This is a genomic window from Sphingopyxis sp. MWB1, assembly GCF_000763945.1.
In the GTDB taxonomy this organism is placed as follows: Bacteria; Pseudomonadota; Alphaproteobacteria; order Sphingomonadales; family Sphingomonadaceae; genus Sphingopyxis.
The window spans coordinates 1518053-1540082 of sequence record NZ_JQFJ01000002.1 but is presented as its reverse complement, the minus strand read 5'-3'; the positions used below and the strand labels follow the sequence as shown (position 1 = coordinate 1540082).

The window sequence follows — 22030 nt, the reverse complement described above, 5'->3', positions numbered from 1 at the left end:
CCTTGTCTGCTATCACCATTTGCTGCCCTCTTCTATCGCGGCGGCTTCGTCGGGGCGGCTCGTGCGGCCGAGGGCGGCGTTGCGATGGGGGAAGCGGCCGAAACGGTCGATAATGTCGAAATGCTTTTGCGCATAATCCAACGCCTCGGGGTCCGAAAGCTGGCTCATCAGGCGCAGCGATTCGCGTTGATCGGCAATATCTTCGCTATGCTCAAAGGGGATATAGGCGAACATGCGCCGCTTATCGTCCCAGCCCTCGTCCCATCCTTTCGCCACAAGGCCGCGCGCGATGGCGCGGGCGAGACTGTCGGTGGCAAAGGCATCGGCATGGCCGCGGAAAATGTTACGCGGCACCTGGTCGAAGAGGATGATAGCGGCAAGCGCCCTGTCGCTGTCGGTCAGAAAGGCCTCGGCAGGCTGCGATCGCAGCGCGGCGTGCCAATCGCCCGCGAGATCGCGGACCGCATCGTCGAAGGCGGCCCCGCCGCCATACCAATGTTCGCGCCCATGATCCTGAAACCAGAAGCGCAAAAGCTGCGCGGGCCAGTCGACAGGCGGGGCGGCGGGGTCGCTGTTCGGATCGGTCATAAGGCTCAGTCTAGCTGAGCCGACTTCGCCTTGCGATAGGGAACAAATTGGTCGAGTGACACAAAGCCGCGCCACATATGGCCGCTACGGTCATAAAGCTGCACCGAATCGAGGCTGCAAAGTTGGCTGCCGCTGGTGCGGGTTACCAAAATATCATCTTCGTCGAGGGTTTCGGCGCCGCTGCGCGGACGATTGACCCACAAAGTGTTGCCCACGCGATAGACAAGGGCCGTGCCGTCGATGATTGTCGAGTTGGTGGCCGACAGGGGAATGCAACTTTGCGGTTCCCCCGCCACACGGCCTTCGAGCATCTTGTCGAGCTGTGCTTCGGGCGATAATTTTTCCTTGGCGGCGCCCGGAACGGCAACAAGAGCCAGTGCGGTCAGGGCGGATGCAATCAGCAGACGCATGACAGGTCTCCTTATAAAACATGGCCTCCCTGATGGGTTTCATAAGGCAACCGGGATGAACCGTTGCTGACTCGCGTCAGCAGGCCGCATCGGGCAGGGGGATGCCCAGCGGTCCCTTGCACTTCTTCTTCTTCTTTCGCGGCGCGCTGTTTTCGTCCTCGCGGTCAGCGTTATCGCTGCCGCCGGTATCGCCGCCGCCGGACAGACCGCCGAAATCGGCACCGATCATCAGCGTGGCTGCCGAACGAAAACGCACTTTGGCCGTCCAGTCGATGATCCAGGGTGCATTGCCCGCGGGCTTGGGCGGATAGGAAAATTGCGCTTCGGGGCCAAAGGCGTTGAGATTGCCGAACATCATCTCGCCCGATGCCTTTTTGACTTCGGCGGGAATCTGGCAGCTTGTCTGTGCAGGCGGCATCACGATTTTCTGCGCCACAAGCTTGGCAACCGTGGCGGGCGGCAACCAGTCCCACAGCCCGCCGCCAAATTCGCGGCTGTTGCTGCTGGTCCACCATATCATGTCGCCCTGGCCGCGGTCGGTGCTGCCGAATGTCCAGGCGACATAGCCGGTGGCGGCGGCAACGGGATCCCAGCGGAGCAGGACCGACCCATCGCCTTGTTCCTGTGTCGAGACGCGCAGGCCCGGCATATAATCCTGGTCGAGGGTGAAGCGGATATCGGTGCCCACATTGCTGGCAATGCGGTGCGTGCCGAGCAGCGAGCTGCCGCGCGGAATCGCCTTGCCCGATTTGCGATTGGGCCAGTCGGCATAGGCGGCGCTGTTCGCCTCTGACACGGTCCGGATAAGGGGGGCGGCCGTGCTGAACAAATTGGGGGGCGTCTGTCCCGCCGCCAGCTTGGAAAAGTCGATCACGACCGGTTGCCCCGGCCCCGCTTTCGCGCCGCATCCCCAATAGAGGAGCAGGCGCCCCTTGGGCGGATCAAACGGCATGTCGCTGGTCCCCGGCTGGCTGCGTTCGGGCGACCAGAGGGGAAGCGAGGCGCCCAGCTTCGCCTGGGGTTCGAAAAAATGATCGGCCTTCACGGGCGGCGTTGCGGGGGTTTGCCCGGAACCAAGGCGAAGCTGCATCATGTGCGTGACCGGATTTTCCCGTCCGCCCAGCATCATCCCCACCATACTGCCCATGGCCGCCCCGCCACTGCCCGGCGCGCCCATCCCCGACATCGTCGCAACATCCATCTCGTAACGCTGCTTGGGACCGCTGGTGCGCTGTGCGAAGACAGGAACGGTGGCGAGCATCGCCGCAATCGCGGCGGTTGCGGCGGCATAATGCAAGGACTGGCGCATCTTCATTCTCCCTTTGCAGGACCGCACTGCGCGGTCTGCCGCGAATCGCGGTGGCGGCGGCAGGACATCGGCCCGCCGCGCGCAGCGCCAAAGAGAGACTTGCAGCCTTTAGGGGAGGGGGTTGCGACCGATCCCGCCATCCTTGCGACCAAGAAGGGCGTGCGGGGGAGCAAGCGGTAAAGCGGGGCGGTCGGCTATGCCGTGCCGCCCACCGTCAGCCCGCTCACCAACAGCGTCGGCTGGCCAACCCCGGCAGGGACGCTTTGTCCGCCCTTGCCGCAGATGCCGATGCCTTCGTCGATCGCCATGTCATTGCCGATGCCGGCAACCTTGGTCAGCACACTCGGCCCGTCGCCGATCAGCGTCGCGCCCTTGATCGGGTCGCCCAGCTTGCCATTTTCGATCCGATACGCCTCGGTGCAGGAAAAGACGAACTTGCCCGACACGATATCGACCTGTCCGCCGCCAAAGCTTTTGGCGAAAATACCGTTCTTGACGCGGCCCAGCAGTTCGGCGGGATCGTCGTTTCCGCCGCGCATGAAGGTGTTGGTCATCCGCGGCATGGGGGCATGGGCAAAGCTTTCGCGGCGGCCATTGCCCGTGGGCTCGACCCCCATCAATCGCGCGTTGAGCCGGTCCTGCATATAGGCTTTCAATATGCCATCCTCGATCAGCACCGTCTCGCGCGTCGGCGTGCCTTCATCGTCGATCGACAGCGACCCGCGCCGTCCGCCGCCCACGGGGCTGGCCATCGCGCCATCATCGACAACGGTGACGCCGGGGGCGGCCACACGCTCGCCGATACGGCCCGAAAAGGCGCTGGTGCCCTTGCGGTTGAAATCGCCTTCGAGGCCGTGGCCGACGGCTTCGTGGAGCAGAACGCCGGGCCAGCCGGGGCCGAGCAACACGGTCATTTCACCCGCCGGGGCATCGACCGCGCGCAGATTGACCAGCGCCTGTGCCAGCGCTTCGTCGATGGCGCGGTTCCACTGTGTCTCTTCGAACAGATGGTCATACATATAACGGCCGCCAAGCCCGAAATAGCCCGATTCGCGGCGGCCATTTTCTTCGACCACGATACTGACATTCAGCCGCACAAGCGGACGGATATCGGTGGCCAGAAAACCGTCGGCGCGGACGATTTCAACGACCGACCAGCTTCCCGCAAGGCTGACCGACACCTGCACAATGCGCGGGTCGCGCGCGCGGGCGGCGGCGTCAATCTGTTCGCACAGCGCAACCTTTTTCTTGAAAGGGACGAGGTCGAGCGGATTGGCTTCGTCATAGAGATGGCGGTTGGTGCGCGGCGGCGGCGGGCTGTGCGGCGCCTTTGCGGGATCGAGCAGCGCCAGCGTCTCCGCCGCGCGGCGAATCGCGCCGGCGCTGATGTCGCTGGCATGGGCAAAGCCCGTCATCTCGCCCGAAACAGCGCGCAGGCCAAACCCCGCATCGGTCGAATAATCGGCGGTTTTCAGACGGCCATCGTCGAAGCCGAAGCTCTCGGTCGCACTATATTGTAGGTAAAGCTCGCCATCGTCGGCCTTGGCCAGCGCCTCGCGCGCGAGTTGCTGCGCAAGATCGGGGTCGAGCGCATCGGCGCGATAGAGAAAGCGGCGGGGGTCTGTAGGGCTTGTCATCCCTGCCGATATAGGCGCGGCAGAGCGTTTCGCCAATTCTTTAGGATGAGGGGGCGCGAGCGGGCCGCTCAGCCTTTGTCGGCGACGCCGCCGATTGCGATGAAGCGGCGGTCGCAATAGCCGCAATCGACAAAGCCGTCATCGGGGTCGATTTCCAGCCACACGCGCGGATGGCCGAGCGCGGCATTGACAAGCCCATCGCCGGTGCCATCGCAGGCAACGCGGAGCTTTGACGTGCGGATCGTTTCGGGGGCGGGCGCAGGCTGGTTCATAAGGGGCGCCCATAGCAAGCGTCTCGCGCCTCGGCAATCGGCTCTGCGCATTGCAGGCAAACTATGCGTTCGTCCCCCTTTCCCCTGGGGGGGCGGGCGGCTATGGAAGCGCGATGACTGAAGCCGCCATCCGCATCGACGCCGTCTCCAAAATCTATGCTGGCGGCAAGCAAGCGCTCGACAATGTGAGTTTCGACGTCCCCCGCGGCCAGATTTTCGGGCTGCTCGGCCCCAATGGCGCGGGAAAGTCGACGCTGATCAATATTCTCGCCGGTCTGGTGAACAAGACGAGCGGCCATGCCAGCATCTGGGGCTTCGACATCGACGCCAATCCGCGCAACGCCAAATATTCGATTGGCATTGTGCCGCAGGAAATAGTCTTCGACCCTTTTTTCACGCCCTTTGAAACGCTGGAGAATCAGGCGGGCCTTTATGGCGTGCCCAAGGGGCAGCGGATTTCGGACGAACTGCTCGCCGCTGTGCATTTGAGCGACAAGCGCGACGCCTATGCGCGGACGCTTTCGGGCGGGATGAAGCGCCGTCTGCTGGTTGCCAAGGCGATGGTACATTCGCCGCCGATCATCGTCCTTGATGAGCCGACCGCCGGGGTCGATATCGAACTTCGCCAGCAGCTTTGGGACTATGTGCAAAGCCTCAACGATCGCGGCGTGACCGTGGTGCTGACGACGCACTATCTCGAAGAGGCCGAAGAACTTTGCGACCGCATCGCCATCATCAATCATGGCAGGCTGATCGCGAACAAGCCGACGCGCGAACTCGTCGATATGGCGCGCGAGAAGGTGGTCGTTGTGACCCTCGACGCCGATGTCGCCGAGCTTCCCTCACATCCCGCCTTTGACAAGGTGGAGCGCGACGGTGAGCGCGCGCTGGCGATCCATTATAACAAGGACCGGGTGAATGCGGGCGAGGTGCTCGCCGCGGTCAATGCCATGGGCCACGGCATTGTCGATGTGTCGACGCGCGAGGCGGATCTCGAAGATGTGTTTTTGAACCTGACGCGGGCGGCTGCGGGATAGGTTTTTGTGGGGTCAGCGCAGGCTGATCTGCGCCACCACGCCGAAATGATCCGAGGGGTAGAGGCCGTTCACCGGCCTGTCGCCGATGATATGGGCTTTGCGGATGCCAAAGGCGGTCGATTCGACGAAAATATGATCAATGACCCGCGCTTCATGGCCATGCGCCGGGTTGAGTGTCGTGGCGACCGCTTTGGGAGGCAGCGCGGAGACGAAGCGCGGGCTCAGGGCGTCAAGCCCGCGATCATCGAGCGGCGCGTTGAAGTCGCCGAGAAGAAGCGCCGGAACCCCGTCGTCCGGAATCCAGTGGAGAAGGTCGGCGATCTGCGCCGCGCGCACCGCCGCCGCCTCCGGCTGCCAGGCCAGATGCGTGGCGACGACGTCGATCGGCTTGCCCTCTTTCTGCACGCGAACGCGGATGGCGGTACGATAATCGTCAAGCGGTTCCAGCTTGCGCCGCGCCACATCCACCACCGGCAAGCGGCTGATAATGGCGTTGCCATAGCGTTTGGACGCGGTTTCGGGTTCGGCTCCCACGAAAAAGACATGCGGATAGCCCAGCCGCTCCGCGATGGTTTCGGCCTGATTGGGCAGGCCCTTGCTGGCGTCCTGCAAAACTTCCTGCAAGGCGATGACGTCGGGATCGGCGGCGCGCAGCGCGGTGACGATCAGATCCAGCCGCGCGGGCCACTGCCCGCCGGCATCGTGCCAGATATTGAAGGTTGCGAGCGTCAAGCCTTCGCGCGGGGCGGTGGCCCGGGGCGCCAATTGTCCCGTGCAGGCGGCGAGAGAGAGGGTGATGAGCCCGCCCAGCAGGCCACGCCGTTCAAATTCGGATTGGGGCGACATGGTTTATTTCCTTGCTTCGGGACGCATGAATCCCCCTGTCCTGTCGCGCCGCTCTATGCAAGAGAGGGACGATGAACGAGAGCGATATCATCATCATCGGCTCCGGCGCCGCTGGTCTTACCGCGGCCATCGCGCTCGCCGATCATTGCCGCGTGCTGGTGCTGGCCAAGGGCGAACTGACCGGAGGATCGACCGCCTGGGCACAGGGCGGGATTGCCGCCGTGCTCGACGCAGGCGACACGTTCGACAATCATATCAACGACACAATGGTCGCAGGCGCAGGGCTTAACCGGCGTGAGACGGTCGAATTTGTCATCGAAAATGCGCCCCAGGCGATCGAGCGGCTCGTCGAGATGGGCGTGCCCTTCAACATGGACGAAGGCGCGCTGCATCTGACGCGCGAGGGCGGCCATTCGCACCGCCGCATCGTCCATGTCGATGATGCGACCGGCTGGGCGGTGCAGGCCGCGCTGCTGAAAACCGCAGAGGCGCACCCGAATATCACCCTGCTTCCAGGGCAAGCGTGCATCGATCTGATCACCGGACGGCATGAGGAACGCTATTCAGGATCAGGGCGTGTGTGGGGCGTCTATGCGCTCGATCAGGCGAGCGGCAAGGTCCATGCCCATGTCGCCCGCGCGACGATCCTCGCGAGCGGCGGCGCGGGCCGCGTCTATCAATTTTCTACCGCTCCCAGAGGAGCAACCGGCGATGGCATCGCCATGGCGTGGCGCGCGGGCGCGCGCGTTTCCAATATGGAAATGATGCAGTTCCACCCGACCTGTCTTTATAATCTGGAAGTCAAAAATTTCCTGATTACCGAGGCGGTACGCGGCGAAGGCGGCATTTTGCGTCATCCCGAAACCGGGCATCGCTATATGCCCGATTATGACGAACGGGCAGAGCTGGCGCCGCGCGATATCGTCGCGCGCGCCAATGACGACCAGATCAAGCGCTTTGGCCTTGATTATGTCCATCTCGACATCAGCGACAAGGACCCCGATTTCGTCGCGGGCCATTTCCCCAACATCTATGAAAAGCTGATGGGGCTGGGCATCGACATGACGAAACAGCCGATCCCGGTGGTGCCCGCGCAGCATTATACCTGCGGCGGGGTGCTGATCGACCTCGCCGGACGCACCGACCTGCCGGGCCTCTATGCCGCGGGCGAAGTCACCGAAAGCGGGCTGCATGGCGCGAACCGGCTGGCGTCGAACAGCCTGCTCGAATGTTTCGTGTTCGGCGAAGCGGCGGCGCGCGATATCATCGCCCGCTGGGACGATCTCGACACTCCGCCGCCGGTGCGCCCCTGGGACGAAAGCCGCGTCACCGACTCCGACGAGGAAGTGGTGATCAAGCAGAATTGGACCGAAATCCGCCGCTTCATGTGGAATTATGTCGGTATCGTCCGCACCACCAAGCGGCTGGAACGCGCGCAGCACCGCATCCAGATGATGACGCATGAGGTGGAGGATTATTATGGCCACTTCCGCGTGACAACCGATTTGATCGAGCTACGCAACCTCCTCCAATGCGCCGAACTGATCGTCAAAAGCGCGCTGCACCGCAAGGAAAGCCGGGGGCTACACTATACGCTCGATTATCCCGACATGGCGGCGGAAGCGGTCGATACCGTGCTGGTGCCCTGATCGGTGGCGCGGAACGGGTCGCGGACCAAGTTGCCGCCGCCTTATTTGCGGCGACTCTGGATGCCCGAAACCGCCGTTGACAGTGGCAAATCCGCAATCGACCGCGAAACCTATCCGTTTAACATCCCGCTGTTTGGCGACTCGGAATTTGATCTTCGGTTCGACAAGCCGGTCACGATATTGGTCGGCGAAAATGGGTCGGGAAAATCGACCCTGCTCGAAGCGATCGCGGTGCTGGCGGGGTTCAGCGAAGGCGGCGGCGGCTATGGCCATCGCGCCGTCGACCGGTCGAATGTTTCGGGGACCGACGGCGGCATATTGGCGGATGCACTGCGCGCCGCCTGGTTGCCAAAGATTGGCTATGGCTTCTTCTTTCGCGCCGAAACCTTTTTCACCCTTGCCCGCTATGTCGATCAGTCGGCGGTTGATGCGGGCTTTGCCCCGCCCGACTATCTGTCATGGTCGCATGGCGAAGGCTTCCTCGGCTTTTTTGAGGAGCGCGCGGATCGGCAGGGCATTTATATTTTCGACGAACCCGAATCGGCGCTGTCGCCATCGCGGCAGTTTGAATATCTAAAATTGCTGCGCCGCATTCAGCGCACGAACAACAGCCAGGTCATCATGGCGACCCATTCGCCAATCCTGATGGCGCTGCCCGATGCCGACCTGTGGCAGATCACCCCCCATATGATCGCGCCAACAACGCTGGAGGAAACGGCGCATTACCGCCTGTATCGCGAATTTATTTCCTATCCCCACATCATGGTCGAGGCGATGATCGAATAGGGGCGGTGCAGGAAGGGTGCGCACAGGCGTCAGCCGCCAACCCCCAGCAACCGCCCAACCAAAATCAGCACTATCGCGCCGATCACCGACGCCAGACAGCCTGCGCGGTGAAATTCGCCGCGCACGCCGCGCGTCGTCACCATCCCCGCGAGCAGCGAGCCGCAGATGCCGAGAAAGATCGTCGCGAACAGGCCCATGTGGACGGCGCCCGGATAGAAAAAGCGGGCAAGCGCTCCAATGATCAGGCCCGAGATGATGGCGCCGATGATGTTGATCATGCTTCAAATCCTTCCTTCAAAAAGCGCTCCGCCAGCGCGGCGTGCAGCGCCGCGCCGCGGGCCATGACCTTTTCGTCGAGGACCATGCGGTTCGAATGGAGACCGCAGCAGCTGCGCCAGTCGCTGCCTTCTTCGCTGGCGCCTAGCCAGAACATCGCGCCGGGCACTTTTTCCAGCACATAGGCGAAATCTTCGGCGCCCATCACCGGATTGTCCATCGTCAGCCAGGCCTGCTCGCCGAAAACATCCTCGACCACTCCCTGGCCGAACTGAACCGCCCGCGTGTCGCAGACGGTGACGGGGAAGCCCTCTTCGATGGTCACTTGAGCTGAGCAGCCATGCGCTTCCGCAATGGCGGGGACGAGGCGCCCAAGCTCGCGCGCGACCATGGCGCGGCGTTCGGGCGACAGGGTACGGATCGTCCCCTGCATCTCTGCTGTTTCGGGGATGATATTGTTGGTCGTCCCGGCGACGATCTTAGCGATGGTGATGACGGCGGGATCAAAGACCGAGATTTTGCGCGTCACCATCGTCTGAATGGCCGAGACGATTTCGCAGGCGACCGGAATGGGATCGATCGCATCCTGCGGCATGGAGGCATGGCCGCCCGCGCCCTTGACGCTGATCGACAGCACGTCGGACGAGGCGAGCAGCGGCCCCGCGCGCCCCGCAAAAATGCCATGCGGCGCATTGGGCATGATATGCAGCGCAAAGGCCGCGTCGGGCAGCGGGTCGATCAGCCCGTCCTCCAGCATGAAACGCGCGCCATGATGGCCTTCTTCGCCCGGCTGGAACATGAACATCACCGTCCCCGCGAGCCGGTCGCGCGCAGCGCACAGCAGCTTTGCCGCGCCGACGAGCATCGCGACATGCGTGTCATGGCCGCAGGCATGCATGGCGCCCGTCGTTTCAGACGCAAAGTCGAGCCCGGTATCCTCAAGCAAAGGCAGCGCATCCATATCGCCGCGCAGCAGCACGGTGCGCCCATTGGTCCCCTCTGCGGCCATTCCCCCGCGCAGGATCGCGACCAGCCCGGTCGTCGATGGCCCCTCGCGATATTCGAGCGGCAGCCCCGCGAGCGCCTCCTTGATCTTCGCGAGCGTCTTGGGATTTTGCAGGCCGAGTTCGGGCTCGCGGTGGATCGCGCGCCGCAGATCGACCAGATCACCAAGAAGAGCCTCCGCCTCGGCGGGCCAAGCTGAAAGATGTTCAAGCGACGTCATATTTTAGCTGCCTGTCTAATTGCGCAAACATAGATCTCGCCGCGCGTTTGCGCAGCGCGAACTTTAAAATCTAGCATTTTTTCTAGCGAAATACGTCCATCGAGAACGTTCGAAATGTCTTCACCATCGATCAAAATCGTCTGAATATGTTTCCCGTGGACCACGGCTTCCAAGGAGTCGTTCGAAAACCCATTGACGGATATAAACACACCTCTGCCATGCATCTTGCCGTCCACCTTGTATGCAAATTTGTAGAGGTCGCCGGTACTCGTGGATGGATCCTGCCATTTTGCTTCGACGATGTAGTTTTCCCCTTCAAATTTGAAGGTTCCGTCTATCTGCTCGCCTTTGATGTTAAAGGGGTCGCCCATTCTGATCGATTGCCGAGTGAATAATTCTTTCAGAAACAATTCGAAAAGCTTCCCGCGCGCTTGAGGGGTCATTCCTGACCCAAACATTTTTTGGAATGCGGAGGTGAGGGCGGAGAGGTCGCTTTGCTTGGCGCGACGCGATTGCGCAGTTTTAGAACTGTCGCGTCGCCTCTCTGTTTCTGCGTTACGCGTCTTGATCGCACCCTTCAGCTTGGCGATGGACGCTTCAGCCTCTTGGCGGTCGAGCTTCTGCTTATCGTCGAACCAATAGGGATCAAAATGAGACCAGTTCGAGAGCCGGTCAATCATCGTTTGAAAAACGATGAAGCCGCGATCTGGTTGTGCGGACAGTCGAGAAAAGGTTTCCATAACGATATGGTGACGAGTCGTGGCGGTCTGCGCTAAGTCGAAGCCTTGGATATGCCGTTCTGGGCATCCCGCGCTCCTGAGAAACTCGACTATCTTTAGCTTCGGCCAGAAAATTCTCAGAATGCAGTCATGCAGCAATTCTCGTATATCTAGCGGTATTTCTGGAGCTACACTCATTGCGCAACGTTTCTACAATCTGTGGCGTCCGTCAACAAATGGACGTTCACCGTCTCCGACCAACAAGCGAGATGCGAGGTCAGGCGCGGCGCAAAGGGGTAAGCGAATATGGTCGTCTTCGTGCCTTTGTGTCTTTGTGTGAAAAATTTGGCACGACCTGCCGATTATCCAGATCAACGCGCACTTGCGCCCCGCGATCAAGCCTTTAGGGTCGCGCGCCATGACCAGATCGACCTTGCTCGCCGGCCTTGCCGCTTTCGCCCTTTTGTCCGCTCCTGCGGCTGCCCAGACGTCGCCTGAAAAGGCCGCCGAGGCTGCGCTCAGCCGCGCGCCGGTGTTTGACGGGCATAATGATGTGCCCTGGGCGCTGCGCGGGCGCATGGACAATATGATCAACAAGTTCGATTTTCACGACACCACCGGCACCGCGACCGCCGATGAAATTGCGATGCACACCGATCTTCAGCGGCTTCGCAAGGGTCATGTGGGGGCGCAATTCTGGTCGGTCTATGTCCCCTCGAACAGCAATGAACAAGTGGCGGTTCAGCAGACGATCGAACAGATTGACGTGATGAAGCGGCTGGTCGCCCGCTACCCGCAGGATCTTGCGCTGGCCGAAAACGCCGCCGAACTCGAACGGCAGATGAAGGCGGGCAAGATCGCCGGAATGCTGGGGATCGAGGGGGGGCATTCGATCGGCTCCTCGCTCGCGGTGCTGCGCGAAATGCATGGCATGGGCGTGCGTTACATGACGCTGACCCATGGCAAGAATGTGCCCTGGGCCGACAGCGCGACTGATGCGCCCCAGCATGACGGGCTGACCCCCTTTGGCGAACAGGTGGTGCGCGAAATGAACCGCATCGGCATGATCGTCGATTTGAGCCATGTCAGCGAAGCGACGATGAAGGATGCGCTGGCGGTATCGCGCGCACCGGTGATGTTCAGCCATTCGGGCGTGCGCGCGGTTAACGATCATCCGCGCAATGTGCCCGACAGCGTGCTGCCCGCGGTCAAGGCCAATGGGGGCATTGTCATGGTGGTGTTCCTGCCCGCCTTCCTCGATCCAGAGGTTCGCGAACATGGGCTGAAACGCACGGCGGAAAAGGCGCGGATCGACGCGCAATATCTCGGCAATCCCGAAGGCGCAGCGGCGGCGCTGAAGGCCTGGGATCAGGCAAACCCCACGCCCTCCACCCATGTCGCCAAGGTGGCCGATCATATCGACCATCTGAAAAAGACCATCGGCGTCGATCATATCGGGCTGGGCGGCGATTATGACGGCATGGGTTCGGCGCCGGTCGGCATGGAAGATGTGTCGGGCTATCCCGCGCTGTTCACCGAACTGGCGCGGCGCGGCTATAGTCAGGCCGAAATGGAGAAAATCTCCAGCCGTAACATGATCCGCGTGCTGAAAGCGGTCGAAGCCTATGCCGCGAGCCAAAAGGGGCAGCCGCCGCTGGAAAGCCCTGCGGTTTTATAAGCGGCGTTCTATCCAAGGCCTGTTTCCCTAGAACGGAAACAGGGCGGCACCGGCCCGCTCCCCCTTCCACGCAAGCGGAAGGCCGCGCCGCTCACCGGCCGATGGCCGCCAGCATTTCCTCGATACGGACAAATTTCTCGCGCGGGGCGCCATTGATGGCGGCGCGTGCCTCTGCGGCTTCGATCCGGCGCCAGTCCCGGAAAGTGACGGGGGCGATCCCCCGGCTGGCGAGCAAACGGTCGAGTCCGGCGCGCCCGACGCGCCCGCGGCTGTGGGGTATATCCTCCAAAATCAACTCGGCGATGCGCACGCCATCGGGCTTGTTGGTGCCGATGGTTCCGGTCGGCCCGCGCCGCGCCCAGCCGACGCAGTAAAGGCCGGGCAATATCCGCCCCTCGTCATTGGCAAAGCGCCCGCGGCCATGTTCATAGGGGACCCCGGCGATGGGCGGGGTTTGATAGCCGATGCAGCTGATCACCAGCCCCGCATCAATCGCATAGGTCTCGCCCGTCCCCCGGCTGCGTAGATCGGCGTCGAGCGTGGTTTTCTCGACAATGACCCGTGTCACCGCGCCGTCCTTGCCATCGCCCTCGATCGCCACCGGCATGGCGAAGAAATCGAAATCAATGGTCAGCGGCTTGGCGACAGGATTGGCGGCAAAGCCGCGTAAATGGGTGACCGATTTGCGCATCCCCGGCTCCAGCATCGCATCATCGCTTTCGGGGGGCAGGTCGGCGGGGTCGACGCGCGGGCTGGCGCGCTCCAGATGGCCCAGCTCGCCCAGTTCCTTGGGGGTCATCGCAATCTGGTGCGGACCGCGCCGTCCCAATATATGGATGTGGCGCACACCGCTTTGCGCCAGCGCCTCGCGGGCATGGGCGACGATATCGCTTCCGGCAAATTCCTCAGGCGTCTTGGCAAGGATGCGCGCGACATCAAGCGCGACATTGCCATTGCCGATCACTACCACCCCCGGCGCATCCAGCGGCGGGGCGAGATCGGCAAAATCGGGATGGCCATTATACCATCCGACAAAGGCGGCGCTGCCGATCACCCCCGGGCGATCGGCGCCCTCGATCCCCAGCGCGCGATCATGCGGCGCACCGGTGGCGAGCACCACCGCATCATACAGCCGGGTAAGCTCCTCGATGCTGACGTCGGTTCCTATCGACACATGGCCGACAAAACGGACATTATCGGTCAGCGCCACCCCTTCATAACGGCGCGACACCGCCTTGATCGACTGGTGATCGGGGGCGACCCCGGTGCGGATCAGGCCGTAGGGAACGGGCAGGCGGTCGATAACATCAACCGCGACATCCGGAACCTTTTGCAGCGCCTCTGCGGTATAATAGCCTGCCGGACCCGACCCCACGATCGCCACATGACGCATCCGTCTCTCCTTGCCCGTCGCTCGCGTCCATGCGCGGCGCCTTGTGCTTGAGGAGCAATGCTAACGCCGAATGGCGCAAGGGCAAGCGATCATCTGAGGCGGCGGCGCGACCCCTTGGTCTTGACAGGCCAGCGCCGCAATCATATTGCGCCCCCCGCATTGCCCCGTCGTCTAATGGTAAGACTACGGATTCTGATTCCGTCTATCGAGGTTCGAATCCTCGCGGGGCATCCAGCTTTACCCAGCGAAAAAATGTCGAACATGGTTTTCGGACCGGTCAGGCGATTTGCATCAGATGCTGCCAATCATCGGGGCGGTTGATATTGATCCGCTGGCCGGGATAGGTCAGGCGCCGGGCGCCGCAATGGGTGATCCAGGAGTGAAAGGATCGCTCGCCTGCATCCATATGGCGCCTCAGCCTGTCGGCGAGTGAGGTCGGCCATACAGCGATCAAAAATTGATCCGCCAGTACGGCTGGCTGCGGCCCGACCAGATGGCGAATTATGCCTGCCGGAAAAGGCATGACATCGACCGGTGCGGTGGCAAGGTGCGAATAGCCGCGCTGCCGGGCGTGGTAAAGCGCGGCTTCCAGCCCCGCCAGCGGTCCCTGCTGCGGCCCGATGCGGTCGTTGATGGTGTATATGGTCCGCCACGACCGGCCACAAATGACCAGATCGTCCACCTCTTTGGAAAGGCCATGGATGATATGGTCGATCAGATATTGGCCGTTCAGCAGCGCCTGCGCCTTGTCGCGGCCAAAGCGCCGCGATTGCCCGCCCGCCAGCAGCGCGCCGAGGATGGAGGCGCTGTGCATCTCAGCCGCGCGCCGCAACGCCGAACCGCGCGGCGGCGGCGCTGGCCCCCTGCCGCACAGCTTCGCCGACCAGAATAAGAGTGGGCGCGTCGGCGGCCACCGACTTGACCGCAAGGCCGAGGAGGTCGAGCCGGGTCGCCAGCATCGTCTCGCCGGGCAGGCTGATGTTGCAAGCGATCAGGACCGGTGTTGCGCCCGCCAATCCAGCGGCGATCAGCTTGCTCGCGATAAGCGGCGCAGCCGCGCGGCCCATGTAAAAGGCGAGCGTCGTTCCGCTGCGCGCGAGATCGTCCCAGTCAAGGTCGAGCGCCGCGCCGCGCCGGCTGTGCGCGGTGATGAAGCGCACCTCGCGCGCGGCGCCGCGCAAGCTGAGCGAGACACCTGCCGAGGCTGCGGCGGCGCTGGCGGCGGTGATGCCGGGGCAGATGAAAACGGGGTGTCCGGCCTTGTTCAGCGCGGCCATCTCCTCTGCCGAGCGTCCGAAAAGCGATGGGTCTCCGCCTTTCAGCCGCAAGACGCGGCATCCCGCCGCAGCGGCCTCGACCAGCAGCGCGTCGATGCTTTTCTGATCCTTCGAATGGCGACCCGATCTTTTGCCCACATTCACCCGGCGCGTGGATGCGGGGATGAGGTCAAGGATGGCGGGGCCGACCAGCGCGTCGTAAAAGACGATATCGGCGGCCTCGATCAGCCGCACCGCCTTCATCGTCAGCAGGTCGGGATCGCCCGGACCTGCGCCGACGAGCCAGACGGTGCCGGGGGCGAATTCATCAGGCTGCATTGCTCGTCTCCTCGGTCAGGATGCGCGCGAGCGCGGGGCGGCACGATCCGCAGTTGGTGCCCGCGCCGATTGCTCCGCCGATCGCCGCGACATCGGCAAGGCCTTGATCGCGGATCGCCGCGACGATGCTTTTCAGCCCGACGTCGAAGCAGACGCAGATAATCGGCCCGCGGTCGGCCTGCACGCCCGGCGCGCGGCCTGCGAGCAAAGTCGGCGCGACCTGGGGCGCCGAAAGCTGCGCGATCAGCCAGTCACGCGGCGGCAGTTCGCCGCTTTCGGTCAGGAACAGCGCGGCGGCGAGCCGGTCCTTGGCGATCACTGCAACGCGGCGCGTCCCGCGTCCCGCATCGACCGCTTCGACGCGCTGTCCGGGGGGAAGAAGCGCCTCGATCCGTTTGGGATCGTCGTTGCCAGCGACCTCCCACATCACCCCCGACGGCACGGCGACACGCGTTGCCCACAGGCACGGGGGGCGTTCGGCGAGCTCGCCCGTCGAGAGGATGAAACCGCGCCAGCGCACCGCGACCGGCTCGATTGCGGCCGGAGTGCGCTTGAACCCCGGCTGGCCCGATATCGGATCGACGAGCGGGCGGGGGAGGAGGCCGGTGCGCCCGCCGCTCGACGTGCGGTCGGTCCAGTGGATCGGCACGAAGAGTTCGCCGGGGCGCTGTCCATCGTGGAGCGCGACGCGAAAGATGCTGTCGCCCTGCGGCGTCGAAACGCGCGCCAGACCGCCGTCTGTAAGACCGAGCCGCTCAGCATCGCCCGGATGCACCTCGACCAGCGGCTCCTCGCGGTGGCGCGCGAGCTTGGGGGCAAGGCCGGTGCGCGTCATACTGTGCCATTGGTCGCGGTAGCGCCCGGTGTTGAGCGTGAGCGGCCATTTTTCCAGCGGTTCGGGTAGCGGCTTCTGCGCAACGGGCACCAACCGCGCGCGCCCGTCCTCGGTCGGATAGCGCCCGTCGGCAAACATCCGTTCGCCGCCCCAGCGAAAGGGTGTCATCGCGTCATAGGCAGCGTTGCCGCCCTGCGCCGCGCCGGGAAGAGCGAAAAAACGTGCGCCCTCATTCTCATAGGTCGAAAGGCGGCAATGTTCGCGCCAGATGTCGGCGGGCCGATCATAGGCAAAGGCGTTTTTCCACCCCATCCGCCGCGCGACCTCCTTGACGATCCACCAGTCGGGCATCGCCTCGCCGGGCAAGGGAAAGAGTGCGCGCTGGCGGCTCACCGTGCGGTCGCTGTTCGTTACCGTGCCGTCCTTTTCGCCCCAAGCGGCGGCGGGCAGCCGGACGTGGGCGAAAGAACCGGTATCGGTTTCCTCCATCACGTCGCTGACGACGACGAAGGGGCAGGCGGCGAGCGCCTCGCGCACGCGGCCCGCATCGGGCATCGATACGGCGGGATTGGTCGCCATCACCCACAGCGCCTTGACGCGCCCCTCGCCGATGCTGCGAAACAGGTCGACCGCCTTCAACCCCGGCTTTTCCGCGACGGCAGGTGCCGCCCAGAAGCGTTCGACGCGCGCGCGGTTTTTGGGCGCGAAGTCCATATGCGCGGCAAGCGTCGAGGCGAGCCCGCCAACCTCGCGTCCGCCCATCGCATTGGGCTGGCCGGTGATTGAGAAGGGCGCGGCACCGGGCTTGCCGATGCGCCCCGTCGCAAGGTGCAGGTTGAGGATCGCATTGCCTTGATCGGTGCCGCTCGTCGACTGGTTCACTCCCTGGCTGAACAGGGTAACGGTGCGCGGCGTCGCGGCGAACAGGTCATAGAAATGCCTGAGGTCGGCGGCGGGCACGTCGCAGGTGCGTGCGACCGACCACAGGTCATTCCCCTCTCCAAGCTGATCCCAGAAATCCTCCGGCACCGCGACATGCGCCGCCAGATAGGCCTCGTCGACTGCGCCCGCCTCGCGGCAATGCCGGAGCAGCCCGTTCATCAGCGCGACGTCGCTGCCGGGGCGGATCGCCAGATGCAGGTCGGCCTCGTCGGCGGTCTCGGTGCGGCGCGGGTCGATGACGACAAGCTTCGCCCCCGCGTCGCAGCGGGCGCGGATGCGCTGATAGACGATCGGATGACACCAGGCGGTGTTGCTGCCGACAAGGACGATCAGGTCGGCGGCGTCGAGGTCGTCATAGGTGGCGGGGACGATATCCTCGCCGAACGCGCGCGTGTGCGCGGCGACCGCGCTCGACATGCACAGCCGCGAATTGGTGTCGATGTTCGCCGAACCGATGAAGCCCTTCATCAGCTTGTTGGCGACATAATAATCCTCCGTCAGCAACTGCCCCGACACGTAAAAGGCGACGCTGTTCGGGCCGTGACGCGCGATCGTGTCGCGAAATTTTTTCGCAACGAGGTCGAGCGCCTTGTCCCAGCTCGCGCGCTTCTTGCCGATCATCGGATGGAGCAGGCGGCCTTCGAGGCCGACCGTCTCGCCGAGATGCGTGCCTTTGGAACAGAGGCGGCCGTGGTTCGCGGGATGATCGGGGTCGCCCGCGATGTCGACGCGCCGCTCGCCCGTCACCGTCGCGCGGATGCCGCAGCCGACGCCGCAATAGGCGCAGGTGGTGCGGACCGCATCGGGCATCAGGCGGCGGCCTTCAAGGTGCTCGCGCGGCAAATCAGCACGCGCCCGCCGTCGATCTTGACCGGCACGGTCGGCGTACAGCCCTTGTCATCGCCCAGCGCTTCGCCCGTCGACAGGCTGATCCGCCAATTGTGCAAGGGGCAGGCGACCGCGCCGCCGTGGACAATGCCCTGCGACAAGCGGCCATGCTTGTGCGGGCAGCGGTCGAGGAGGGCGAACACCTTGCCCTCGGCGGTGCGAAAGACTGCGATATCATCGCCGCCCTCGACCTGCACGGTGCGGCTGCCGCGCACGGGGATCTGGTCGACCCAGCCGATGTCGAGCCATTCGGCGGTGCTGGTCATGCGATTTCCTTTTGCGGGGTAAAGCGCGCCATCGGCGCATGATGTTCGGCCTCGGCGCCCTCGGCGCGCTGTGCCCAGGGATCGTCCTGGCTGAAGCTTTGCGAATAAAGGAAGCGCGCGCGGAGCGCCTCGCGGCCCGCCTCGTCGTCGACGATGCGCGCCTTGATATGGTCGAGCCCGACGCGCTCGATCCACGGCGCGGTGCGTTCCAGATAGCGCGCTTCCTCGCGGTAAAGCTGGATGAAGGCGGCGCAGTAATCCATCGCCTCCTGCTCGGTCGCGACCTTGCACAGCAGGTCGGTCGCGCGGACGTGAATGCCGCCATTGCCGCCGACGTGCAGTTCATAACCGCTGTCGACACACACGACGCCGAAATCCTTGATCGTCGCTTCGGCGCAGTTGCGCGGGCAGCCCGATACGGCGATCTTGAACTTGTGCGGCATCCAGCTGCCCCAGCTCATCCGCTCGAGCTTGACGCCGAGCCCGGTCGAATCCTGCGTGCCAAAGCGGCACCATTCGGACCCGACACAGGTCTTTACCGTGCGCAGCGCCTTGCCATAGGCGTGGCCCGACACCATGCCCGCGGCATTGAGGTCGGCCCACACCGCGGGCAGATCCTCCTTCCTGATCCCGAAAATGTCGAGCCGCTGGCCGCCGGTCACCTTGACCATCGGCGCATTGTATTTCTCGACTACATCGGCAATCGCGCGCAGCTCGGTGGGGTTGGTAAGCCCGCCCCACATGCGCGGGACCACCGAATAGGTGCCGTCCTTCTGGATATTGGCGTGGAGCCGCTCGTTGACGAAGCGGCTTTGCTGGTCGTCGACATAGTCGCCGGGCAGCGCGCACAGGAGGTAATAGTTGAGCGCAGGGCGGCACGAGGAACAGCCGTCGGGAGTCGCCCAGTGCAGCTTCTGCATCACCTCGGGGATTGAGCGCATCTCTTGCGCGACGATTTCGCGGCGCACATCGTCGTGGCCGAAGCTTGTGCATTTGCACATCGTCTTGGGGCCCGATTGCACATCGTCGCCCAGTGTGAGTGCGAGCAGATTTTCGACAAGCCCGGTGCAGCTTCCGCAGCTCGCCGATGCCTTGCAAGTTCCGCGCACGGCGTCGAGGCTGTGCGCGCCCTTGGCGATGCACGAGACGACCTGGCCCTTGGTGACGCCGTTGCAGCCGCATATTTCCGCATCGTCGGAAAGCGCCGCAACGGCCGCCTTAGGGTCCGCCTGCCCACCCCCGGAGGCGAAGGCCTGGCCAAAGATCAGCACGTCGCGCAGGTCGGACACATCCTCCTGCTTCTTCAAAAGGTCGAAATACCAATTGCCGTCGGCGGTATCGCCATAGAGCACCGCGCCGACGATGCGGTCGTCCTTGACGATGACGCGCTTGTAGACGCCGCGGCTCGCGTCGCGCAGGACGATATCCTCGCACCCGTCGCCGCCCGAAAAATCGCCCGCCGAAAAGACGTCGATGCCCGACACCTTGAGCTTGGTCGAGGTCACCGAACCGCGATAGCCGGTCGGTTTTTCGACGAGCCCGTCGGCGAGGCTGCGGCACATGTCCCACAGCGGCGCGACGAGGCCGTATACCTGCCCGTCATGCTCGACGCATTCGCCGACGGCGAGCACATCGGGATCGCTCGTCACCATATGGTCGTCGACCTGAATGCCGCGCCCGACCGCGAGCCCCGCCTCGCGCGCGAGCGCAGTCGAGGGGCGGATGCCGACCGCCATGACGACAAGGTCGGCGGGGATCAGCGTTCCGTCCTTCAGAATGACGCCCTCAACCCTGCCGTCGCCAACGATTTCGGCGGTGTCGGCGCCGGTCAGGATCGTCTGGCCGCGTGCTTCAAGCGCCTGCTTGAGCAGCCAGCCCGCCGCCTCGTCGAGCTGGCGTTCCATCAGCGTCGGCATCAGGTGCAGCACGGTGACCTTCATCCCGCGCAAGGACAGGCCGTGCGCGGCTTCGAGGCCCAGCAGGCCCCCGCCGATCACCACCGCGCTGCCGCCCTTTTCGGCGGCGTCCAGCATCGCGGCGACATCGTCCATGTCGCGAAAAGCGATGACGCCGGGCAAATCCTTGCCCGGCACGGGGATGATGAACGGGTCGGAGCCGGTCGCGATGAGCAGCTTGTCATAGCTTTCGCTGACCCCGCCGCGCGTCGTCACCGTCTTGGCCGCGCGGTCGATGGCGACCACCGGGTCGCCCGCGATCAGCGCTATGCCGTTCTTCGCATACCAGTCGGCGTCGTTGATCACGATATCGTCGAAGCTTTTCTCCCCCGCGAGCACGGGGGAGAGCATGATGCGGTTATAATTGACGCGCGGCTCGGCGCCGAAGATCTTGACGCGGTAACGCGCCGGGTCGCGCGCCAGCAATTCCTCGACCGCGCGGCAGCCGGCCATGCCGTTGCCGATCACGACGAGATGCTCGCGCGTGTCGCTATCCGCCTTGATCGGGCGATGTTCCATCAGAGTGTCCAGTCCAGTTGCAGCCAATATTTGTCGGTGTCGGTGGCGAAGCCATCGGCGCGGTAGCGGGCGTAGCGCGCCGAACCCGTCAGCTTGCCCAGCTTCGCGCTCGCGAGCAGGTCGATCTCGTCGCCATAGGCGCTGTGTGCGCGGTCGCTGCGATAGTCGTGATAGGCGGCCTGCAGCGTCACCGCTTTCAAAGGCCCGACCGCCTTCCAGCTCCAGCCTGCGGTCGCATAGAGGTCGCGCACCCCGTCGGGCGGGGTGACGAGGAATTTGTCGGCCCAGCCCTGAAATTTGAACCCGGTCGCAAGCGGGGTCTGGAAGCTGGTCAGCGCTGCGCCGTCATCGGCGCCGAGTATTTCATAGCCGACGCCCAGGCGCGGTCCGCCAAGGTCGAGCGCAACGTCGGCGAGCCAATAGTCGGCGGAATAATCATTGGGGTTGCGCTGCCAGTCGGACTGGCGCGCATGGCTGAATTGATAGGCGATCTTCGCCTTGCCGATGGGCTGGCTGCCGTCGAGCCGGACGCCGTAGCTTTGGCTCGACAGGCGAAAGCCCTGAACCGCCGCCTCGTCCTGATCGACGAGGTAGGCGAAGCCCGTGACCTTCCCGGCGGGCGTCTGCGCGCTCAGATTGGCGAAGACATTGTCGCCCGACACCGCTTGCTGCCGGGCCCCCGCGCCGTCGATGCCCCAGATGGTGCGGACGCTCCACGCATAGGCGATATCGGCCTTCACGCCCTTTACCGGCATGATCTCGGCGCGCAGCGCGTCATAGCTTTGGCCATTTTGTCGAAAGCCGACGCCGCCGACGAAGCGTTCATCGTCAAAGCCCAGCCTTTGCCGCCCGGCGGTGACCGCAAAGCCAGGCGAAGCATAGCGAAGCTGCGCGCGGGTGAGGGCGATATTCTGGGGATCGGCGACCAGCGGCTCGGTCGCCGGGCCGTGCAGGCCATCGAAATAATCGTCAACGACCGCGATATTCCCCTGGCCCTCGACCAGCGCCGACCAGCGCCCGGCCTTCGCCTCGACCCCGGCGCGAAGGCGCAGGGTCAGCGCGTCGGCGTCGGCGGCGATGCCGACCTGATCGACATTTTCATAGCGCAGCCGCGCTTCGCCGAGCGGTGTGAGGCCGATAGTCTGGGCGTGAGCCGCCCCGGCCGGCGCGAGCGCCAGCAGCAGGATGAGCGTGCGGTTCATGGA

Annotated in this window: 20 protein-coding genes and 1 tRNA gene; 5 read left to right on the top strand and 16 right to left on the bottom strand. The window is 63.9% G+C overall.

The annotated features are described in order from the left end of the window. Positions 1-12: 12 nt before the first annotated feature. The 5 genes from JV18_RS0107870 to JV18_RS0107850 form a co-directional block, all read right to left on the bottom strand. Positions 13-588: a DUF924 family protein gene (locus tag JV18_RS0107870; RefSeq protein WP_144243899.1), complete on the bottom strand. Its 576-nt coding sequence runs from the start codon at positions 586-588 to the stop codon at positions 13-15. Positions 589-593: 5 nt separating this feature from the next. Next, a complete protein-coding gene (locus JV18_RS0107865) occupies positions 594-998 on the bottom strand; it encodes a hypothetical protein (protein WP_033075106.1) in 405 nt (134 codons plus the stop codon). A 76-nt stretch (positions 999-1074) separates the two neighbouring features. Continuing rightward, the gene (locus JV18_RS0107860; protein ID WP_033075105.1) at positions 1075-2307 is read right to left on the bottom strand and encodes a hypothetical protein; all 1233 of its coding nucleotides are present in this window, start codon (positions 2305-2307) and stop codon (positions 1075-1077) included. A gap of 194 nt (positions 2308-2501) precedes the next feature. Beyond that, a complete protein-coding gene (tldD, locus tag JV18_RS0107855; protein ID WP_033074076.1) occupies positions 2502-3944 on the bottom strand; it encodes a metalloprotease TldD in 1443 nt (480 codons plus the stop codon). Between the two features lie 68 nt (positions 3945-4012). Further along, on the bottom strand, positions 4013-4216 hold the full coding sequence (locus JV18_RS0107850; protein WP_033074075.1) for a zinc-finger domain-containing protein: 204 nt from the start codon (positions 4214-4216) through the stop codon (positions 4013-4015). Positions 4217-4329: 113 nt separating this feature from the next. Here JV18_RS0107850 and JV18_RS0107845 point away from each other — a divergent pair, with 113 nt between their 5' ends. Further along, a complete protein-coding gene (locus JV18_RS0107845) occupies positions 4330-5253 on the top strand; it encodes an ABC transporter ATP-binding protein (RefSeq protein WP_033074074.1) in 924 nt (307 codons plus the stop codon). Positions 5254-5265: 12 nt separating this feature from the next. On the opposite strand, the gene JV18_RS0107840 is transcribed toward JV18_RS0107845, so the two are convergent. Then, positions 5266-6099 (bottom strand): endonuclease/exonuclease/phosphatase family protein, encoded by an 834-nt coding sequence (locus JV18_RS0107840; RefSeq protein ID WP_033074073.1) that lies wholly within the window; start codon positions 6097-6099, stop codon positions 5266-5268. A 71-nt stretch (positions 6100-6170) separates the two neighbouring features. Here JV18_RS0107840 and nadB point away from each other — a divergent pair, with 71 nt between their 5' ends. Both nadB and JV18_RS0107830 read left to right on the top strand, forming a co-directional pair. After that, positions 6171-7748, top strand: a complete 1578-nt coding sequence (gene nadB, locus JV18_RS0107835) for an L-aspartate oxidase (protein WP_033074072.1) — start codon at positions 6171-6173, stop codon at positions 7746-7748. A 60-nt stretch (positions 7749-7808) separates the two neighbouring features. Next, entirely contained in the window at positions 7809-8534 is a 726-nt protein-coding gene (locus tag JV18_RS0107830) for an AAA family ATPase (protein ID WP_052071820.1), read from the top strand. 29 nt (positions 8535-8563) lie between these two features. Here JV18_RS0107830 and JV18_RS0107825 read toward each other — a convergent pair whose 3' ends face one another. Genes JV18_RS0107825 through JV18_RS0107815 form a run of 3 tightly spaced genes read right to left on the bottom strand, consistent with a single transcriptional unit; the run spans position 8564 to position 10775 of the window. Further along, positions 8564-8812 carry a GlsB/YeaQ/YmgE family stress response membrane protein gene (locus tag JV18_RS0107825; protein ID WP_033074070.1) on the bottom strand — a complete coding sequence of 83 codons (249 nt, stop codon included), beginning with the start codon at positions 8810-8812 and terminating at the stop codon, positions 8564-8566. Continuing rightward, entirely contained in the window at positions 8809-10035 is a 1227-nt protein-coding gene (locus tag JV18_RS0107820; protein ID WP_033074069.1) for a M20 metallopeptidase family protein, read from the bottom strand. Before JV18_RS0107820 ends, JV18_RS0107825 begins: the two co-directional genes overlap by 4 nt. Then, on the bottom strand, positions 10032-10775 hold the full coding sequence (locus JV18_RS0107815) for a restriction endonuclease (protein WP_160174183.1): 744 nt from the start codon (positions 10773-10775) through the stop codon (positions 10032-10034). Before JV18_RS0107815 ends, JV18_RS0107820 begins: the two co-directional genes overlap by 4 nt. A gap of 397 nt (positions 10776-11172) precedes the next feature. Between JV18_RS0107815 and JV18_RS0107810 the strand changes: the two genes are divergently transcribed. Continuing rightward, positions 11173-12432, top strand: coding sequence for a dipeptidase (locus JV18_RS0107810; protein ID WP_033074068.1), 1260 nt, complete (start codon positions 11173-11175; stop codon positions 12430-12432). 91 nt (positions 12433-12523) lie between these two features. Here JV18_RS0107810 and JV18_RS0107805 read toward each other — a convergent pair whose 3' ends face one another. After that, positions 12524-13825: an FAD-dependent oxidoreductase gene (locus JV18_RS0107805; protein ID WP_033074067.1), complete on the bottom strand. Its 1302-nt coding sequence runs from the start codon at positions 13823-13825 to the stop codon at positions 12524-12526. A 160-nt stretch (positions 13826-13985) separates the two neighbouring features. Here JV18_RS0107805 and JV18_RS0107800 point away from each other — a divergent pair. Further along, a tRNA-Gln gene (locus tag JV18_RS0107800) sits at positions 13986-14059 on the top strand. Between the two features lie 43 nt (positions 14060-14102). Here the strand turns inward: JV18_RS0107800 and mobA are convergent. From mobA to JV18_RS0107770, 6 genes are read right to left on the bottom strand one after another with little or no spacing between them, the layout of a single operon-like run. Continuing rightward, positions 14103-14639 carry a molybdenum cofactor guanylyltransferase gene (gene mobA, locus JV18_RS0107795; protein ID WP_033074066.1) on the bottom strand — a complete coding sequence of 179 codons (537 nt, stop codon included), beginning with the start codon at positions 14637-14639 and terminating at the stop codon, positions 14103-14105. A gap of 1 nt (position 14640) precedes the next feature. Next, positions 14641-15420 carry a uroporphyrinogen-III C-methyltransferase gene (gene cobA, locus JV18_RS0107790; protein ID WP_033074065.1) on the bottom strand — a complete coding sequence of 260 codons (780 nt, stop codon included), beginning with the start codon at positions 15418-15420 and terminating at the stop codon, positions 14641-14643. Continuing rightward, on the bottom strand, positions 15410-18007 hold the full coding sequence (locus JV18_RS0107785; RefSeq protein WP_033074064.1) for a nitrate reductase: 2598 nt from the start codon (positions 18005-18007) through the stop codon (positions 15410-15412). The genes cobA and JV18_RS0107785 overlap by 11 nt, the downstream gene beginning before the upstream one ends. After that, positions 18007-18351, bottom strand: a complete 345-nt coding sequence (nirD, locus tag JV18_RS0107780; RefSeq protein WP_033074063.1) for a nitrite reductase small subunit NirD — start codon at positions 18349-18351, stop codon at positions 18007-18009. The genes JV18_RS0107785 and nirD overlap by 1 nt, the downstream gene beginning before the upstream one ends. Then, positions 18348-20825 carry a nitrite reductase large subunit NirB gene (gene nirB, locus JV18_RS0107775; RefSeq protein ID WP_033074062.1) on the bottom strand — a complete coding sequence of 826 codons (2478 nt, stop codon included), beginning with the start codon at positions 20823-20825 and terminating at the stop codon, positions 18348-18350. The genes nirD and nirB overlap by 4 nt, the downstream gene beginning before the upstream one ends. Beyond that, positions 20825-22027, bottom strand: a complete 1203-nt coding sequence (locus JV18_RS0107770; RefSeq protein WP_033074061.1) for a hypothetical protein — start codon at positions 22025-22027, stop codon at positions 20825-20827. Before JV18_RS0107770 ends, nirB begins: the two co-directional genes overlap by 1 nt. Positions 22028-22030: the final 3 nt, after the last annotated feature.

Excerpts from the sequence above, each read along its gene's own strand:
- mobA (WP_033074066.1), bottom strand. The coding sequence starts at position 14,639 with ATGCACAGCGCCTCCATCCTCGGCGCGCTGCTGGCGGGCGGGCAATCG.
- nirD (WP_033074063.1), bottom strand. The coding sequence starts at position 18,351 with ATGACCAGCACCGCCGAATGGCTCGACATCGGCTGGGTCGACCAGATC.
- JV18_RS0107830 (WP_052071820.1), top strand. The coding sequence starts at position 7,809 with ATGCCCGAAACCGCCGTTGACAGTGGCAAATCCGCAATCGACCGCGAA.
- JV18_RS0107770 (WP_033074061.1), bottom strand. The coding sequence starts at position 22,027 with ATGAACCGCACGCTCATCCTGCTGCTGGCGCTCGCGCCGGCCGGGGCG.
- JV18_RS0107815 (WP_160174183.1), bottom strand. The coding sequence starts at position 10,775 with ATGGAAACCTTTTCTCGACTGTCCGCACAACCAGATCGCGGCTTCATC.
- JV18_RS0107810 (WP_033074068.1), top strand. The coding sequence starts at position 11,173 with ATGACCAGATCGACCTTGCTCGCCGGCCTTGCCGCTTTCGCCCTTTTG.
- JV18_RS0107870 (WP_144243899.1), bottom strand. The coding sequence starts at position 588 with ATGACCGATCCGAACAGCGACCCCGCCGCCCCGCCTGTCGACTGGCCC.
- JV18_RS0107845 (WP_033074074.1), top strand. The coding sequence starts at position 4,330 with ATGACTGAAGCCGCCATCCGCATCGACGCCGTCTCCAAAATCTATGCT.
- JV18_RS0107825 (WP_033074070.1), bottom strand. The coding sequence starts at position 8,812 with ATGATCAACATCATCGGCGCCATCATCTCGGGCCTGATCATTGGAGCG.
- JV18_RS0107865 (WP_033075106.1), bottom strand. The coding sequence starts at position 998 with ATGCGTCTGCTGATTGCATCCGCCCTGACCGCACTGGCTCTTGTTGCC.
- JV18_RS0107860 (WP_033075105.1), bottom strand. The coding sequence starts at position 2,307 with ATGCGCCAGTCCTTGCATTATGCCGCCGCAACCGCCGCGATTGCGGCG.
- cobA (WP_033074065.1), bottom strand. The coding sequence starts at position 15,420 with ATGCAGCCTGATGAATTCGCCCCCGGCACCGTCTGGCTCGTCGGCGCA.
- JV18_RS0107805 (WP_033074067.1), bottom strand. The coding sequence starts at position 13,825 with ATGCGTCATGTGGCGATCGTGGGGTCGGGTCCGGCAGGCTATTATACC.
- nirB (WP_033074062.1), bottom strand. The coding sequence starts at position 20,825 with ATGGAACATCGCCCGATCAAGGCGGATAGCGACACGCGCGAGCATCTC.
- JV18_RS0107820 (WP_033074069.1), bottom strand. The coding sequence starts at position 10,035 with ATGACGTCGCTTGAACATCTTTCAGCTTGGCCCGCCGAGGCGGAGGCT.
- nadB (WP_033074072.1), top strand. The coding sequence starts at position 6,171 with ATGAACGAGAGCGATATCATCATCATCGGCTCCGGCGCCGCTGGTCTT.
- JV18_RS0107785 (WP_033074064.1), bottom strand. The coding sequence starts at position 18,007 with ATGCCCGATGCGGTCCGCACCACCTGCGCCTATTGCGGCGTCGGCTGC.
- JV18_RS0107840 (WP_033074073.1), bottom strand. The coding sequence starts at position 6,099 with ATGTCGCCCCAATCCGAATTTGAACGGCGTGGCCTGCTGGGCGGGCTC.
- JV18_RS0107850 (WP_033074075.1), bottom strand. The coding sequence starts at position 4,216 with ATGAACCAGCCTGCGCCCGCCCCCGAAACGATCCGCACGTCAAAGCTC.
- tldD (WP_033074076.1), bottom strand. The coding sequence starts at position 3,944 with ATGACAAGCCCTACAGACCCCCGCCGCTTTCTCTATCGCGCCGATGCG.